The sequence below is a fragment of the Micromonospora sp. B11E3 genome, assembly GCF_039871625.1.
GTDB lineage: Bacteria > Actinomycetota > Actinomycetes > Mycobacteriales > Micromonosporaceae > Micromonospora.
Window position 1 is genome coordinate 56,005 of sequence record NZ_JBDPMC010000005.1, and the last position, 16,039, is coordinate 72,043.

Sequence of the window (16,039 nt, forward strand, 5' to 3'; positions counted from 1 at the left end):
GCGCGCGTCACCGGAGCCGGAGCGGCGTGCCGGCGGCGCACCGCGCGTCGTAGGCTCGGAGGCGTGACGGTGAGCCGGGAGATCGACGACATCCTGCAGCGCGGCGCGGACGGCGGGCGGATCACGCCCGAGGAGGCGCTGTTGCTCTACACCGAGGCGCCCTTCCACGCCCTCGGCGAGGCTGCCGACGCGGTGCGCCGGCGGCGCTACCCGGACAACATCGTCACGTACCTGATCGACCGCAACATCAACTACACGAACGTCTGTGTGACGGCGTGCAAGTTCTGCGCCTTCTACCGGGCCCCGAAGCACAGCGAGGGCTGGACCCACCCGACGGAGGAGATCCTGCGCCGCTGCGGCGAGGCGGTCGAGCTGGGCGCCACGCAGGTCATGCTCCAGGGCGGCCACCACCCCGACTACGGCGTGGAGTACTACGAGGAGCTGTTCTCCGCGGTCAAGAAGGCGTACCCGCAGCTCGCCATCCACTCGATCGGCCCCAGCGAGATCCTGCACATGGCCCAGGTCTCCGGCGTGAGCCTCGACGAGGCCATCGCGCGGATCAAGGCGGCCGGGCTGGACTCGATCGCGGGCGCCGGCGCCGAGATGCTGCCGGACCGGCCGCGCAGGGCGATCGCGCCGCTGAAGGAGTCGGGCGCGCGGTGGCTGGAGGTCATGGAGCTGGCGCACCGCCAGGGCCTGGAGTCGACCGCCACGATGATGATGGGCACCGGCGAGACCAACGCCGAGCGGATCGAGCACCTGCGGATGATCCGCGACGTGCAGGACCGCACCGGGGGCTTCCGGGCGTTCATCCCATGGACGTACCAGCCGGAGAACAACCACCTCAAGGGCCGGACCCAGGCCACCACCCTGGAGTACCTGCGGCTGGTCGCGGTGGCCCGGCTCTTCTTCGAGACCGTGCCGCACCTGCAGGCGTCCTGGCTCACCACCGGCAAGGACGTGGGCCAGCTCGCCCTGCACATGGGTGTGGACGACCTCGGCTCGATCATGCTGGAGGAGAACGTCATCTCCTCGGCCGGCGCCCGGCACCGTTCCAACCTCCACGAGCTGATCGGCATGATCCGCACCGCCGACCGCGTCCCCGCCCAGCGGGACACCCTGTACAACCGGCTCGCGGTGCACTGGACGCCGGCCGACGACCCGAGCGACGACCGCGTGGTCTCGCACTTCTCCTCGATCGCCCTGCCCGGTGGCGGGGTCGGGAAGTCGCTGCCGCTCGTCGACGTCAACTGAGCGGGCGGGGCGACACCCGGGCCGTCCGGGGGAGGCCCGGGACGTACGTTCAGTGGGTATCCGCCGGCGCACAGTGGTCAGGGACGGTACGTCCCGGCGTGGGCGGTTAGGGTCCGGTGGGCCTGCCAACAACGCCTCACGGGAGTGGCCCATGAAACGGCTCCGTCGATCCGTGGCCCGACTCGGCGCCGCCGCCCTGCTGGTCTCCGCCGGTCTCGTTCTGTCAGCGGCCCCCGCGCACGCGGAGGACCCGGTCGTCGACGTGGGAGTCGATGTCGTCGGCACCCGGCTCGCCGCCGGCACCAACGACAAGATCGCGGTGGTGAAGGTCAGCAACCACGGCACCTTCACCCCGGATCTCATCGCCGTCAACTACAGCGCGATGGACTTCGACTACCGGAAGGTGCGGATCGACCCGCTGCTGGAGGACTGCGACGTCGACGGCGACGAGAAGAACGACCGGTGGGACTGCCCCCTGCGCGGGGACCAGATCCCCGGGCCGGGCGAGACCGTCGAGCTGCCGCTCCTGGTCTTCAAGACCACGGACGAGCTGACCGAGCCGTACCGGACCACGCTGCGCGTCTCCGTCGTCCCCTGGCACGAGGGCAGGACGCTGACCGACGCCAACCCGGCGGACAACGGCGACGAGTACGAGGTGGAGTTGACCACCGAGAACGGCGGCGACCTGACCGTGGTGGCGCCGGACATCGAACGGGAGATCGCCGTCTCCGACGCGCGGGAGGGCGACCTGTCGGGCGCGCCGCTGAACCCCGGCGACAAGACGGTGGCCGTCGCGTACCTGGCGAACCAGGGCGACCAGGTGATCAGCACGATCACCCTGCGGATGACGGTGCCGAAGGGCGTGACCTTCGACGGTCTGCGCACCGAGGAGTGCGGGTTCAGCGACGACAGGCGGACCTTCCACTGCCCGGTGGACGTCCATCTGGTGCCGCACGACCCGGTGGCCGTCATCCTCCCGGTGACGGTCTCGGCGGGGGTGAAGGCCCCGGCCACCCTGACCGGCGGCGCGGTGTCGGTCTCGGTGACGGGCCTGGGTGGCCCGCCCACCGAGGGGGACCGCAGCACCCTGCCGGGGTTCCTGGGCACGGTGTGGAACGGCCCGGCCACCCTCTCGGACGTCGACGAGAGCGACAACTCCGACGACTTCGCGGTCGTCGTCACCCGGGCCGCCGGCGGCGGGGGCGGGGGAGACGAGGACGGCGGCCTGCCCGTGACCGGCCCGCAGGCCGGTCTCCTCGGTGGCGTCGGCGCCGTCGTGGTGGCTGCGGGAGCCGTGCTGTTCCTGGCGGCACGGCGGCGTCGGGTGGTCCTCGTGAACCCGGGCGACGAGAAGCCGACCGATTGACCTGGTCCTGACCCGGCCGGTCGGGTGGTGACCGGATCGGCGCTCCGGACAATTCTGTTCGGCCTGTCGGACGTGGTGTGCGTCTCGTCCCGTCGGAGGGTCGCGCGGATCATCCTCGGTCGCTAACGTCCCGGGCGTCATGGTCTTGAGCACCAGTCCTCCATCGGCCCGGGTGGGCCGTCCACATAACGCACCACGGCGGGGGCGGGACGGGCGACCGTCCCGCCCCCGCGACCTTTTCCGGCTTCCCTAGCACCCGGGGTATCGATGATCAGCTTCCACCGTTCGGCCCTGGTCCGCGCGGGCGCCGCGGCGCTGCTCGCCGCCGGCGGCCTCGCCACCGCGGCGGCCCCGGCGCAGGCGGCCGACCAGGCCGACCTGGCGCTCGTCCCGATCAGTCAGACGCTGGCCAAGGGCGTCACCGCGGCCAAGGCCAAGCCGTTCAAGTTCACCGTCGACAACACCCGCGCCTCGGTCACCGCCCGGGACGTCCGCGTCACGGTGGAGACCGCGGGCCTGACCGACCGGGTCGGCGTCGTCGTGCCCGAGGGCTGCGACGTGTCCGGCACCGCCTTCACCTGCCTGCTGGGCGACCTGGCCGGCGGCACCAGCGAGGACTTCGGCGTCCCGCTGTACAGCACCGGCAAGCGGGGCGACGGCGGCACGCTGAGCGTGACGATCGCCTCGGCCACCGCCGACCCGGAGACCGGGGACAACTCGGTCGACGTGGACGTGACCGTCGCCCGCGCCGGCTACGACCTCACCTCCTGGGTGCAGGACGTGTACGCCAACGTCGTGGTCGACGGCGCGCAGACCAGCGAGCCGGACCTGAAGCCGGTCGCGCCGGGCGGCACCGCCCCGCTCGACTGGGCGGTCTACAACGACGGCAGCCGCAAGGCGACCGGCCTGTTCTACGTCATCACCCTGCCGGCCAAGGTGAGCTTCGTGGAGCTGCCCGAGGGCTGCGAGGAGCAGGAGATCGGCGGCCTGGCCCAGGCGCTCTGCGAGGACGCCGGCGCGGTCGTCCGGCCGGGCCAGTACTACACCGCCGACGTGCGGGTGAAGGTCGGCGAGGACGCGACCGAGCCCGTGCTGCGCGTCGGCGAGCTGTTCGCGTACGGGCTGGACGCGGCGGTCGGCGCGCCGGCCGAACTGCCGGCGGTGGCCTCCGCGACGCAGCGGCGCACCTTCACCGAGACGGACAGGGGCGACAACCAGGCCGTCTTCGACGTCTTCGTCGACCTGGGCACCCAGCCGAGCCCGAGCCCGACCGGGCAGCCGAGCCCGAGCCCGACGGCCGGCCCGAGCGAGAGCCCCGCCCCGGGCGAGGGTGGCGGGCTGCCGGTGACCGGCGTGCAGGTCGGCCTGATCGGCGGCGTCGGCGCCGCCGTGCTGGTGGCCGGCGGGGTGCTGCTGGCGTTGTCCCGCCGGCGGCGGGTGGTGCTGGTGACGCCGCAGGACGAGAAGTCGGGCGACTGACCCGTAGGGCGTTGTGAGGCGGGCGGGATGGGCGACCATCCCACCCGTTCGCGTACCCGGGCGGCGCGGCGCCGGCGGGGCGGGGCACCCGACGCCGGCCGGCGTGCGGTCGGCTGGCAGAGTGGAGGCGTGAGCCGTACCCCGCAGGGCCAGCGCGCCAGCCTGGACAAGCAGCCGCACGAGGTCGCCGCGATGTTCGACGGCGTGGCGGAGCGCTACGACCTGACGAACACGGTGCTCTCGTTCGGCCAGGACCGGTTCTGGCGGCGGGCCACCCGGGCCGCCCTCGGGCTGCGCCCCGGCGAGCGGGTGCTGGACGTCGGCGCGGGCACCGGCGTGTCGACGGAGGAGCTGGCGCAGTCCGGCGCGTACGCGGTGGGCGCCGACCTCTCCCTCGGCATGCTGGCGGCGGGCAAGCGGACCCGCCCGGCGGTGCCGCTGCTGGCCGGGGACGCGCTGCGGCTGCCGTTCGCCGACGGCGTCTTCGACGCGGTGACCATCTCGTTCGCCCTGCGCAACGTGGCCGACCCGGACGCGGCGCTGCGCGAGCTGGCCCGGGTCACCCGGCCCGGCGGCCGGCTGGTCGTCTGCGAGTTCAGCACGCCGGTCAACCCCGCGTTCCGGACGGTCTACCTGTCGTACCTGATGCGGTCGCTGCCGGCGGTGGCCCGCGCCGTGTCCAGCAACCCGGAGGCGTACGTCTACCTCGCGGAGTCGATCCGTGCGTGGCCCGACCAGCCGGCCCTGGCGACGCGGGTCGGTGCGGCCGGCTGGAGCCGGGTGGCCTGGCGCAACCTGACCGGCGGCGTCGTCGCCCTGCACCGCGCCGTCCGCGACTGAGGCACCGGGGCCCGGGGGAACCGCGGCACCCTGACCGAGGCGACGGACCTCGGGAAGACCGTAATGGCACCCTTTTGCCGCATTTTTGCGAATTGCGGAAATTTCGTCCACTTTGCCCCTAGGCTCGGGTCATGACGGGAGCAGACCGAGTGCCCGGTGCGGCGCCGGACGACGACGCCGCGGAACTCGTCGCACAGTTGAAGGAGTTGGCCGGCGCCGATCCCGCCGACGTCCGTCAGGTCGTCGCGGAGGTGCTCGCGGCGCTGGACCGGGTGGCCGGCGGGGCGCTGCGGGAGCACCTGCCGGAGGCGATCCGCGTCGATGCTGGGCTCGGCGGGCCTGCACACGCGCCACGCTGACGCCCAATGTGGACCTTGGCGGCTCTCACCTCGGCAAGTTAGGGTCGCCTAACCCTGCGGGGGTGTAACGCCGGTCATAGACTCCACCCGACTGGCTTGTGAAGCATTTCACGAGCGTACGGGAGGAGGCGCAGATGACCGCGGTGGAGAACGACGCCGACGTGATCGTCGTCGGCGCCGGTCCCGGTGGCTCGGCGACGGCGTACCACCTGGCTCGGCACGGCGTACGGGTACTGCTGCTGGAGAAGACCGAGTTCCCCCGGGAGAAGGTCTGCGGCGACGGGCTGACCCCGCGCGCCGTCCGGCAGTTGATCCGGATGGGCGTGGACACCTCGCCCGAGGCGGGTTGGCTGCACAACAAGGGCCTGCGGGTGATCGGCGGTGGTGTCCGCCTCGAACTGGACTGGCCCGACCTCGCCAGCTTCCCCAACTACGGGCTGGTCCGCACCCGGCTCGACTTCGACGACCTGCTCGCCCAGCGTGCCGTCGCGGCCGGGGCGAAGCTGCGCACCAGCGTCAACGTGATCGGCCCGGTGCTCGACGCCGACGGCCGGGTGGTCGGCGTGGAGGCCGAGGTGGGCCCGGACGGGGAGCCCGGCACCTTCCGCGCCCCGCTGGTGGTCGCCGCCGACGGCGTCTCCGGCCGCTTCCCGCTCGCCCTCGGGCTGGCCAAGCGCGAGGACCGGCCGATCGGGGTGGCCGTCCGGCGCTACTACCGCTCGCCCGCCAAGCACGACGACGACTACCTGGAGTCCTGGCTGGAGCTCCGGGCCAAGGGCAGCGACGCGCTGCTCCCCGGGTACGGCTGGATCTTCGGCCTGGGCGACGGCCGGGTCAACGTGGGCCTGGGCGTGCTCAACTCGTCCTCGGCCTTCGGCAAGACCAACTACCGGCGGCTGCTGACCGACTGGCTGGCCAACACCCCCGAGGACTGGGGCATGACCGACGAGGCGAACGCCGAGGGCCCGATCCTCGGCGCCGCGCTGCCGATGGGCTTCAACCGGGTGCCGCACTACACCCGTGGCGTGCTGCTGGTCGGCGACTCCGGCGGCATGGTCAACCCATTCAACGGCGAGGGCATCGCGTACGCGATGGAGTCGGGCGAGCTGGCCGCGGAGGTCGCGGTGCAGGCCCTCGCCCGGCCGGCCGGCGCCGAGCGGGAGCGGGCGCTGATGGCGTACCCGACGGAGCTGAAGGCGCGGTTCGGCGGGTACTACCGGCTCGGCGGGATCTTCGTGAAGCTGATCGGCCGGCCGGAGATCATGCGGATGGCCACCAGGCACGGCATGCCGCACCCGACGCTGATGCGTTTCGTCCTCAAGCTGCTGGCCAACCTGACCGACCCGCGCGGCGGGGACGCGATGGACCGGGTCATCAACGCGATGACGAGGGCGGCGCCAGCGGTCTGACAGCACCACGGCCGCAGTCGACGACGACCGTGGCCAGCGAGATCGACCCCCGCCGCCGGTGGTCGTAAGGGACGTGAATAGTGTGATTTTGGCCAACCACCGTCGCCGGCAGGGAAGGACGAGCAGGAGACAACGATGACGCTCTCGCCTTACGCACCCATCATCGGGCTGTTCGCCCTCGCCGCGGCGTTCGCGCTGTTCTCCGTGGCCGCCGCCCGCCTCGCCGGCCCGCGCCGGTACAACAAGGCCAAGCTCGAGGCCTACGAGTGCGGCATCGAGCCCAGCCCGCAGCCGGTCGGGGGCGGCCGGTTCCCGGTGAAGTTCTACCTGACGGCGATGCTCTTCATCGTCTTCGACATCGAGATCATCTTCCTGTACCCCTGGGCGGTCTCCTTCGACGCCCTGCCGATCTTCGGCTTCGTGGAGATGGTCCTGTTCATCGTCGCGGTCTTCGTCGCGTACGCCTACGTCTGGCGGCGCGGCGGCCTGGACTGGGACTGAGGGAGGTACGTCAGATGGGCATCGAGGAGAAGCTCCCGGCCGGCGTCCTGCTCACCAGCGTGGAGAAGCTGGTCAACTGGTCGCGGAAGACGTCCTTCTGGGGCGCCACCTTCGGCCTGGCCTGCTGCGCCATCGAGATGATGGCCGCCGGCGGCCCCCACTACGACCTGGGCCGCTGGGGCATGGAGGTGTTCCGCGCCTCGCCCCGGCAGGCGGACCTGATGATCGTGGCCGGCCGGGTCAGCCAGAAGATGGCCCCGGTCCTGCGGCAGATCTACGACCAGATGGCCGAGCCCCGCTGGGTGCTCTCGATGGGCGTCTGCGCCAGCAGCGGCGGCATGTTCAACAACTACGCCATCGTGCAGGGCGTCGACCACATCGTGCCCGTCGACATGTACCTCCCGGGCTGCCCGCCCCGGCCGGAGATGCTCATCGACGCGATCCTCAAGCTCCGCGAGAAGGTCATGCACGAGCCGCTGGGCCCGAACGGCCGCAAGATGCTGGAGGCCCGCCAGGCCCGCGGCGACGTCCCGGTCGTCCCGTACGGCTCGATGCCGTCGTCGTACCGCAGTGACAAGGCCCGCCGCGCCGAGTGGACCAAGGCCGTCCGCGAGGGGCGCGAGGAGCAGCTGCGGATCGAGAACTGGATGAAGGCCCAGAACCACCTCCACCCGCACGGGGGCATCAAGTGACCGCACCTTCCGACAAGCCGAACACCGGCGGCGTGCCGGTGCCGGTGACGCCGGCCGGCGCCAGCAGCGGCGCGCCGGCCGAGTACCCGCCGTCCAGCCCGGCCGGGCGCGGCATGTTCGGCATCCAGGGCACCGGCGACGTCTCCGGCTTCGGCGGCCTGGTCCGCCCGCGCAAGCCGGTCGAGGGTAGCCCCCGGCCGTACGGGGGCTACTTCGACGACGTCCGCGACGCGCTGGAGGAGGCGTACCCGGAGTTCGACGAGGCGATCGAGAAGGTCGTCGTCGACCGGGGCGAGCTGACCCTGCACGTCCGGCCGGAGCGGATCGCCGAGGTCTGCCAGGTGATGCGGGACGACCTCGCGCTGCGCTTCGAGCTGTGCTCCTCGGTGTCGGGCGTGGACTACCTGGGCGCCGACGAGCGGCGGCTGCACGTGGTCTACCAGCTCACCTCGATGACGTACCGCCGCCGGGTCCGGCTGGAGGCCGCGGTCTCCGTGGAGGACCCGCACCTGCCGAGCGTCACCGGCATCTACCCGACCGCCGACTGGCAGGAGCGGGAGACGTACGACATGTTCGGCATCGTCTTCGACGGCCACCCCAACCTGACCCGGATCCTCATGCCGGACGACTGGGAGGGCCACCCCCAGCGCAAGGACTACCCGCTCGGCGGCGTCCCTGTCGAGTACAAGGGTGCGGAGATCCCCCCGCCGGACCGGAGGAGGTCATACCAGTGACCACGTCCAACTACGCGACCGAGCGTGAGACCGACGAGGGGAAGGTCTTCACCGTCACGGGTGGGGACTGGGACTCCGTCGTCTCCGGCACCGACCCGATCAACGACGAGCGCATCGTCGTCAACATGGGTCCGCAGCACCCGTCGACCCACGGCGTGCTTCGGCTGATCCTGGAGCTGGAGGGCGAGACCGTCCGGGAGGCCCGGTCGGTCATCGGGTACCTGCACACCGGCATCGAGAAGAACCTCGAGTACCGCAACTGGGTGCAGGGCTCGACGTTCGTGACCCGGATGGACTACCTCTCGCCGCTGTTCAACGAGACGGCGTACGCGCTCGCGGTGGAGAAGCTGCTCGGCATCACCGACGACATCACCGAGCGGGCCACCACGATCCGGGTCCTGATGATGGAGCTGAACCGGATCTCCTCGCACCTGGTCTGGGTGGCGACCACCGCCATGGAGCTGGGCGCGGTCAACATGATGCTGTACGGCTTCCGCGAGCGGGAGTACATCCTCGAGATCTTCGAGCTCGTCACCGGCCTGCGGATGAACCACGTGTACGTCCGGCCGGGCGGCGTGGCGCAGGACGTGCCGGACGACGCGGTCGTCAAGATCCGCAAGTTCCTCCAGGTGATGCCGAAGCGGCTCAAGGAGTACGAGAACCTCCTCTCCGGTCAGCCGATCTGGATCGAGCGCACCAAGAACGTCGCCGTGCTCGACGTGACCGGCTGCGTGGCGCTCGGCGTCACCGGCCCGGTCCTCCGCTCGGCCGGCCTCGCCTGGGACCTGCGCAAGACCATGCCGTACTGCGGCTACGAGACGTACGAGTTCGACGTGCCGACGCACACCGACGGCGACGTCTGGGGCCGCTACCTGGTCCGGCTCGCCGAGATCCGGGAGTCGTTGAAGCTGGTCGAGCAGGCGCTGGACCGGCTCGGCAAGCCCGGCCCGGTGATGGTGGCCGACAAGAAGATCGCGTGGCCGGCGCAGCTCGCCATCGGCGTCGACGGCATGGGCAACTCGCTGGAGCACGTCGCCAAGATCATGGGCCAGTCGATGGAGTCCCTGATCCACCACTTCAAGCTCGTCACCGAGGGCTTCCGCGTCCCGCCGGGCCAGGTGTACGCCGCCGTCGAGTCGCCCCGCGGCGAGTTGGGCGTGCACGCGGTCTCCGACGGCGGCACCCGGCCGTACCGGGTGCACTACCGGGAGCCGAGCTTCGTCAACCTCCAGGCGCTCCCGGCGATGGCCGAGGGCGGCCTCATCGCCGACGTGATCGCCGGTGGCGCCTCGCTGGACCCCGTGATGGGTGGTTGTGACCGATGAGCGTTTTCACGGAAGAGACCCGGGTACGGGCGCGCGAGATCATCGCGCGGTACCCGGCCGACCGGTCCCGGTCGGCGCTGCTGCCGCTGCTGCACCTGGTGCAGAACGAGGAGGGGTACGTCTCCCCGGCCGGCGTCGAGTTCTGCGCCGAGGTGCTCGGCCTGAACAAGGCCCAGGTCGGCGCGGTCGCCACCTTCTACACGATGTACAAGCGGCGGCCGACCGGCGACTACCTGGTCAGCGTCTGCACCAACACCATGTGCAACGTGCTCGGCGGGCAGGAGGTCTACGACACCCTGACCGAGCACCTGGGCGTCGGGCACGACGAGACCACCGCCGACGGGAAGATCACCCTGGAGCATGCCGAGTGCCTCGCGGCCTGCGACTACGGCCCGGTGCTGACGGTCAACTACGAGTTCTTCGACGGGATCGACCCGCAGACCGCGGTCGGGGTGGTCGACGAGCTGCGCGCCGGCGGCCGGCCGATGCCGACCCGGGGCGCCCGGCTCTGCACGCTGAAGGAGATGGCGGTCCAGCTCGCCGGCTTCGCCGACGAGCGCGACGGCGCGGTCGCCGACAGCGGTCCGGGCGAGCCCACGCTGCGGGGCCTGCGCCTGGCCCAGCAGCACGGCATCTCGGTGCCGGGCTTCGACCCGAACACGCCGATCCGCAGCAAGGCCGAGGCCGAGCAGGCCGCGGCGGCGGCGAAGGCCGCCGCCGCCCGGCCGGAGCCGGCGAAGGCCGACGCGCCCCCGGCCCCGCGCGACGCCAAGGAGGCCGAGGCCGCCGGCGCCGCCGCGAACCCGCCGGCCAGCGACGCCAAGCCGGCCGGCGACGAGGCCGGCCCGCAGGAGCGCTCCCTCAAGGAAGCATCGGCGAACGCGAGCCCCGCAGTCGCGAGCGAAGGGGGGACCCAGAAGTGACGACGCCCCGGCCGGAGACCCTGGCCAAGCTGACGCCGGTGCTGACCAAGCGCTGGCTGTCGCCGGACGCCTGGCAAATCGACACGTACGAGAAGCTGGACGGCTACGCGGCGCTGCGCAAGGCGCTCAAGGCCCACCCGGACGACCTGATCCAGCTCGTCAAGGACTCCGGCCTGCGCGGGCGCGGCGGCGCCGGCTTCCCGACCGGCCTCAAGTGGGGCTTCATCCCGCAGGGCGACGGCAAGCCGCACTACCTGGTGGTCAACGCCGACGAGGGCGAGCCGGGCACCTGCAAGGACCTGCCGCTGATGACCCACGACCCGCACTCGCTGGTCGAGGGTGTGATCATCGCCTCGTACGCGATCCGCGCCAACCGGGCGTACATCTACATCCGCGGCGAGGCGGTGTACGCCGCGCGGCGGCTGCGCAACGCCGTGCAGGAGGCGTACGCGAAGGGCTACCTCGGGCGGAACATCCTCGGCTCCGGGTTCGACCTGGACCTGGTGGTGCACTCCGGCGCCGGGGCGTACATCTGCGGCGAGGAGACCGCGCTGCTGGACTCGCTGGAGGGCTTCCGGGGCCAGCCCCGGCTGCGCCCGCCGTTCCCGGCGACCCACGGCCTGTACGCCAGCCCGACCGTGGTCAACAACGTCGGCACCATCGCGAGCGTGCCGTACATCGTGCTCGGCGGGGCCGAGTGGTGGAAGACCATGGGCACGGAGAAGTCCTCCGGGCCGATGATCTACTCGCTCTCCGGCCGGGTCGCCAACCCCGGCCAGTACGAGTGCTCGATGGGCGTCACGCTGCGCGAGCTGCTGGAGCTGGCCGGGGGGATGCAGCCGGGGCACAACCTGAAGTTCTGGACCCCGGGCGGCTCGTCCACCCCGCTGCTCACCGCCGAGCACCTGGACGTGCCGCTGGACTTCGAGTCGGTGGCGGCGGCGGGCTCGATCCTGGGCACCACGGCCACCCAGATCTTCTCGGACCAGGACTGCCCGGTGTACGCGGTGTACCGCTGGCTGGAGTTCTACCACCACGAGTCCTGCGGCAAGTGCACCCCGTGCCGCGAGGGCAACTACTGGATGGTCCGGGTCTACCGGCGGATCCTCGCCGGCCAGGGCACCCACGAGGACCTGGACACCCTGCTCGACACCTGCGACAACATCCTCGGCCGCTCGTTCTGCGGTCTCGGTGACGGTGCCACCAGCTCGGTGACCTCCTCCCTCAAGTACTTCAAGCAGGACTACCTCGACTACATCGAGGGACGTACCGCGCCGAAGCTGTCGGACAAGCAGCTGGTGGGAGCGCACTAATGACCGACGTAGCCAAGCAGACCGAGACCGTCACGCTCACCATCGACGGCGTCGAGGTCACCGCCCCCAAGGGCGCCCTGCTGATCCGGGTCGCCGAGCAGTTGGGCACCGAGATCCCGCGCTTCTGCGACCACCCGCTGCTGGCCCCGGCCGGCGCCTGCCGGCAGTGCCTGGTGGAGGTGGAGGGCCAGCGCAAGCCGGTCGCCTCCTGCACCCAGACGGTCGCCGAGGGCATGGTGGTCCGCACGCAGCTCACCTCCCCGGTCGCCAAGAAGGCGCAGGAGGGGGTCATGGAGCTGCTGCTGCTCAACCACCCGCTCGACTGCCCGATGTGCGACAAGGGCGGCGAGTGCCCGCTGCAGAACCAGGCGATGTCCACCGGCCGGTCGGACTCGCGGTTCCATGAGCACAAGCGGGAGTACCCGAAGCCGCTGCCGATCAGCACCCAGGTGCTGCTCGACCGCGAGCGCTGCGTGCTCTGCCAGCGCTGCACCCGGTTCTCGGAGGAGATCGCCGGCGACAAGTTCATCGACCTGATGAACCGGTCGTCCGCCGAGGAGATCAACATCTACCGGGACGACGCGTACGGCGAAGACGGTGACGCCGGTGACGTCCCGTTCAACTCGTACTTCTCCGGCAACACCGTGCAGATCTGCCCGGTGGGCGCCCTGACCGGCACGCAGTACCGGTTCCGGGCCCGCCCGTTCGACCTGGTCTCCAGCCCCAGCGTCTGCGAGCACTGCTCGGCCGGCTGTGCCCAGCGCACCGACTGGCGGCGCGGCAAGGTGCTGCGCCGGCTGGCCGGCGACGACCCGGCGGTGAACGAGGAGTGGAACTGCGACAAGGGCCGCTGGGGCTTCCAGTACACCCGGGCCTTCGACCGGCTCACCACCCCGCTCGTCCGCGACGGCAAGCACGGTGAGCTGCGCGAGGCGTCGTGGAGCGAGGCGCTGGCCGTCGCCGCCGAGGGGCTGCGCGCCGCCCGGGACGGGGGCCAGGGCACGGCGGTGCTGACCGGCGGCCGGCTGACCGTCGAGGACGCCTACGCGTACGCGAAGTTCGCCCGCGTCGCCCTGAACACCAACGACATCGACTTCCGGGCCAGGCCGGTCTCCCGCGAGGAGGCCGAGTTCCTGGCCAGCAGCGTCGCCGGGGTCACCGACGTGACCTACGCGGACGTGGAGAAGGCGCCGGCGGTGGTGCTGGTCGGCCTGGAGCCGGAGGAGGAGTGCCCGATCCTCTTCCTGCGGCTGCGCAAGGCGTACCTGAAGAAGAAGCTCACGGTGTACGCGATCGCGCCGTTCGCGACCCGCGGCCTGGAGAAGCTCGGGGCCAAGCTGGCCCGGGTCGTGCCGGGCGAGGAGGCGAGCGTGCTCGCCGAGCACGCCACGGTGGCCGAGGCGCTCAGCGCCGAGGGCGCGATCCTGTTCGTGGGCGAGCGGCTGGCCGAGGTGCCCGGCGGCCTGTCGGCGGCGGCGGACGTCGCCCGGCGTACCGGCGCGAAGCTGGCCTGGGTGCCGCGGCGCGCGGGCGACCGCGGTGCGGTCGACACGGGCTGCCTGCCGAACCTGCTCCCCGGCGGCCGGCTGGTCACCGAGCCGGCCGCGCGGGCCGAGCTGGGCGAGGCGTGGGACATCCCCGCCGGGGTGATCCCGAGCCAGGCCGGCCGGGACACCGGCGGCATCCTCGCCGCCGCCGCGAACGGCCAGCTCGGCGCGCTCGTGGTGGCCGGCGTCGACCCGGCCGACCTGGCCGACCCGCGGCTGGCCGAGCAGGCCCTCGACGAGGTGCCGTTCCTGGTCAGCCTGGAGCAGCGGCTCAGCGCGGTGTCCCGCCGCGCCGACGTGGTGTTCCCGGTCGCCCCGGTGGTCGAGAAGGCCGGCAGCTTCCTGGACTGGGAGGGCCGGCTGCGCACCTTCGAGGCGGTGCTGCACACCGCCGCGATGACCGACGGCCGGGTGCTGGACGCGCTCGCCGCGCAGCTCGACGTGCGGCTCGGCACCGGCGACGTGCTCAGCGTCCGCCGCGAGCTGGCCTCGCTCCCGCCGTCCCGGGCGGACCGGCCGTCCGCGCCGTCCGTCGAGCCGGCGGCGGTGCCGCAGCCCGGCGCAGGCGAGGCGGTGCTGTCGACGTGGCACCAGCTCGTCGACCTGGGCAGCCTCACCGACGGCGACGAGCACCTCGCCGGCACCGCCCGCCCGCCGGTGGTCCGGCTGGGCAAGGGCACCGCGGAGGCGCTGGGCGTCGCCGACGGCGAGCCGGTGACGGTGGGCACCGACCGGGGGGCCGTGACCCTGCCGGCGGCGATCACCGAGATGCCGGACGGCGTCGTCTGGCTGCCGACCAACTCGCCCGGTTCCACCGTCCGGCGCAGCCTCGGGGCGACGTCCGGCACGGTGGTGCGGATCTCCACGCCGGTCTCGACCGGCCCGGCCGCCGCCGACGCGGCCGGTCGCCCGGGCCCGCTCCTCAACTCCGGGGGTGTAACCCAGTGAACGCGGTCTATCTGGCGCAGGACCCGACGCTGGCCGACTTCGGCAAGGACCCGTGGTGGCTGGTCCTGATCAAGGTCCTCTTCGCCTTCGTCGTCGCCGTGCTGGCCACGCTGCTCGGCGTCTGGTTCGAGCGGCGGGTCGTCGGCCGCATGGCGGTGCGGCCCGGCCCCAACCAGGCCGGCCCGTTCGGCCTGCTCCAGACCCTCGCCGACGGCCTGAAGATGGCCTTCAAGGAGGACATCCTCCCGCGGACGGCGGACAAGGTCGTCTTCTTCTTCGCGCCGACCATCTCGGTGATCTGCGCGGTCACCGCCCTGTCGGTGGTGCCGTTCGGCCCGATGGTGAGCGTCTTCGGTCACCGGACGCCGCTGCAGGTCACCGACGTGCCGGTGGCGGTGCTGGTGCTGCTGGCCTGCTCGTCGCTGGGCATCTACGGCATCGTGCTCGGCGGATGGGCGTCGGGCTCGACGTACCCGCTGCTGGGCGGCCTGCGCTCCAGTGCCCAGATGATCTCGTACGAGGTCGCGATGGGGCTGAGCATCGTGGCGGTGTTCATGACCGCCGGCACGATGTCCACCAGCGGCATCGTCGCCAAGCAGGCCCACGGCACGCAGCTCAGCATCGGCAACTTCGACCTGCCCGCCCCCGGCTGGTACGCGATCCTGCTGCTGCCGAGTTTCATCATCTTCTTCATCTCCACCGTCGGTGAGACGAACCGTGCCCCGTTCGACCTGCCCGAGGCGGAGTCCGAGCTGGTCGCCGGCTTCATGACCGAGTACAGCTCGCTGAAGTTCGCGCTGTTCATGCTCAGCGAGTACGTGTCGATGGTGACGATGTCCGCGGTCACCACGACGCTGTTCCTCGGCGGCTGGCGGGCCCCCTGGCCGATCACCCTCTGGGAGGGGGCCAACTCCGGCTGGTGGCCCCTGCTGTGGTTCTTCGGCAAGGTGCTGATCCTGGTCTTCGTCTTCATCTGGCTGCGGGGCACCCTGCCCCGGCTGCGGTACGACCAGTTCATGCGCTTCGGCTGGAAGGTGCTGCTGCCGATCAACCTGGTCTGGATCCTGGTCCTGTCCGGCCTGCGCTCGATCGAGGACTGGCAGACCCAGGACCGGCTGCTCGCCACCGGCATCGGCGCGGGCGTGCTGCTGCTGGCCACGCTCTTCTGGCCGAGCAAGAAGAAGGAGCCGAAGCGGACGCTCCAGGAGCAGGTCAACAGCCGTCCGCACGGCAGCTTCCCGCTGCCGCCGATGGACCTCGTGGTACCACCGAGCCCGCGCACCAAGCGCGTGGTCGCCGAGCGGGAGCCGGCCAACGTCACCGCCGGCTCCGACCCCAGGGAGGTGTGA

Annotated in this window: 14 protein-coding genes; all 14 read left to right on the plus strand. The window is 71.9% G+C overall.

From position 1 onward, the window contains the following. The first annotated feature begins 63 nt into the window (after nucleotides 1–63). The 14 genes from mqnC to nuoH all read left to right on the plus strand — a co-directional run bounded on the left by mqnC (nucleotide 64) and on the right by nuoH (nucleotide 16,039). Nucleotides 64–1,254 (plus strand): cyclic dehypoxanthinyl futalosine synthase, encoded by a 1,191-nt coding sequence (gene mqnC / locus ABGB16_RS04390; protein WP_347666647.1) that lies wholly within the window; start codon nucleotides 64–66, stop codon nucleotides 1,252–1,254. Between the two features lie 151 nt (nucleotides 1,255–1,405). Then, a complete protein-coding gene (locus tag ABGB16_RS04395) occupies nucleotides 1,406–2,620 on the plus strand; it encodes a hypothetical protein (RefSeq protein WP_347666648.1) in 1,215 nt (404 codons plus the stop codon). A gap of 267 nt (nucleotides 2,621–2,887) precedes the next feature. Continuing rightward, nucleotides 2,888–4,099, plus strand: a complete 1,212-nt coding sequence (locus ABGB16_RS04400; RefSeq protein ID WP_347666649.1) for a cell wall anchor protein — start codon at nucleotides 2,888–2,890, stop codon at nucleotides 4,097–4,099. Between the two features lie 129 nt (nucleotides 4,100–4,228). Beyond that, nucleotides 4,229–4,939: a demethylmenaquinone methyltransferase gene (locus tag ABGB16_RS04405; RefSeq protein WP_347666650.1), complete on the plus strand. Its 711-nt coding sequence runs from the start codon at nucleotides 4,229–4,231 to the stop codon at nucleotides 4,937–4,939. 131 nt (nucleotides 4,940–5,070) lie between these two features. Then, a complete protein-coding gene (locus ABGB16_RS04410; RefSeq protein ID WP_347666651.1) occupies nucleotides 5,071–5,298 on the plus strand; it encodes a hypothetical protein in 228 nt (75 codons plus the stop codon). Between the two features lie 134 nt (nucleotides 5,299–5,432). Then, complete coding sequence (locus tag ABGB16_RS04415; protein WP_347666652.1) at nucleotides 5,433–6,707, plus strand: geranylgeranyl reductase family protein; 1,275 nt, start codon at nucleotides 5,433–5,435, stop codon at nucleotides 6,705–6,707. Nucleotides 6,708–6,842: 135 nt separating this feature from the next. Continuing rightward, nucleotides 6,843–7,208, plus strand: coding sequence for an NADH-quinone oxidoreductase subunit A (locus ABGB16_RS04420; RefSeq protein ID WP_347666653.1), 366 nt, complete (start codon nucleotides 6,843–6,845; stop codon nucleotides 7,206–7,208). A 14-nt stretch (nucleotides 7,209–7,222) separates the two neighbouring features. Continuing rightward, nucleotides 7,223–7,900, plus strand: a complete 678-nt coding sequence (locus ABGB16_RS04425) for an NADH-quinone oxidoreductase subunit B family protein (RefSeq protein WP_347666654.1) — start codon at nucleotides 7,223–7,225, stop codon at nucleotides 7,898–7,900. Further along, nucleotides 7,897–8,634 carry an NADH-quinone oxidoreductase subunit C gene (locus ABGB16_RS04430; RefSeq protein ID WP_347666655.1) on the plus strand — a complete coding sequence of 246 codons (738 nt, stop codon included), beginning with the start codon at nucleotides 7,897–7,899 and terminating at the stop codon, nucleotides 8,632–8,634. The genes ABGB16_RS04425 and ABGB16_RS04430 overlap by 4 nt, the downstream gene beginning before the upstream one ends. Then, nucleotides 8,631–9,959, plus strand: a complete 1,329-nt coding sequence (locus tag ABGB16_RS04435) for an NADH-quinone oxidoreductase subunit D (protein WP_347666656.1) — start codon at nucleotides 8,631–8,633, stop codon at nucleotides 9,957–9,959. Before ABGB16_RS04430 ends, ABGB16_RS04435 begins: the two co-directional genes overlap by 4 nt. After that, the gene (nuoE, locus tag ABGB16_RS04440; RefSeq protein ID WP_347666657.1) at nucleotides 9,956–10,882 is read left to right on the plus strand and encodes an NADH-quinone oxidoreductase subunit NuoE; all 927 of its coding nucleotides are present in this window, start codon (nucleotides 9,956–9,958) and stop codon (nucleotides 10,880–10,882) included. Before ABGB16_RS04435 ends, nuoE begins: the two co-directional genes overlap by 4 nt. Continuing rightward, nucleotides 10,879–12,195: an NADH-quinone oxidoreductase subunit NuoF gene (gene nuoF / locus ABGB16_RS04445; RefSeq protein ID WP_347666658.1), complete on the plus strand. Its 1,317-nt coding sequence runs from the start codon at nucleotides 10,879–10,881 to the stop codon at nucleotides 12,193–12,195. The genes nuoE and nuoF overlap by 4 nt, the downstream gene beginning before the upstream one ends. Beyond that, nucleotides 12,195–14,690 carry an NADH-quinone oxidoreductase subunit G gene (locus ABGB16_RS04450; protein ID WP_347666659.1) on the plus strand — a complete coding sequence of 832 codons (2,496 nt, stop codon included), beginning with the start codon at nucleotides 12,195–12,197 and terminating at the stop codon, nucleotides 14,688–14,690. The genes nuoF and ABGB16_RS04450 overlap by 1 nt, the downstream gene beginning before the upstream one ends. Continuing rightward, entirely contained in the window at nucleotides 14,687–16,039 is a 1,353-nt protein-coding gene (gene nuoH / locus ABGB16_RS04455; protein WP_347666660.1) for an NADH-quinone oxidoreductase subunit NuoH, read from the plus strand. Before ABGB16_RS04450 ends, nuoH begins: the two co-directional genes overlap by 4 nt.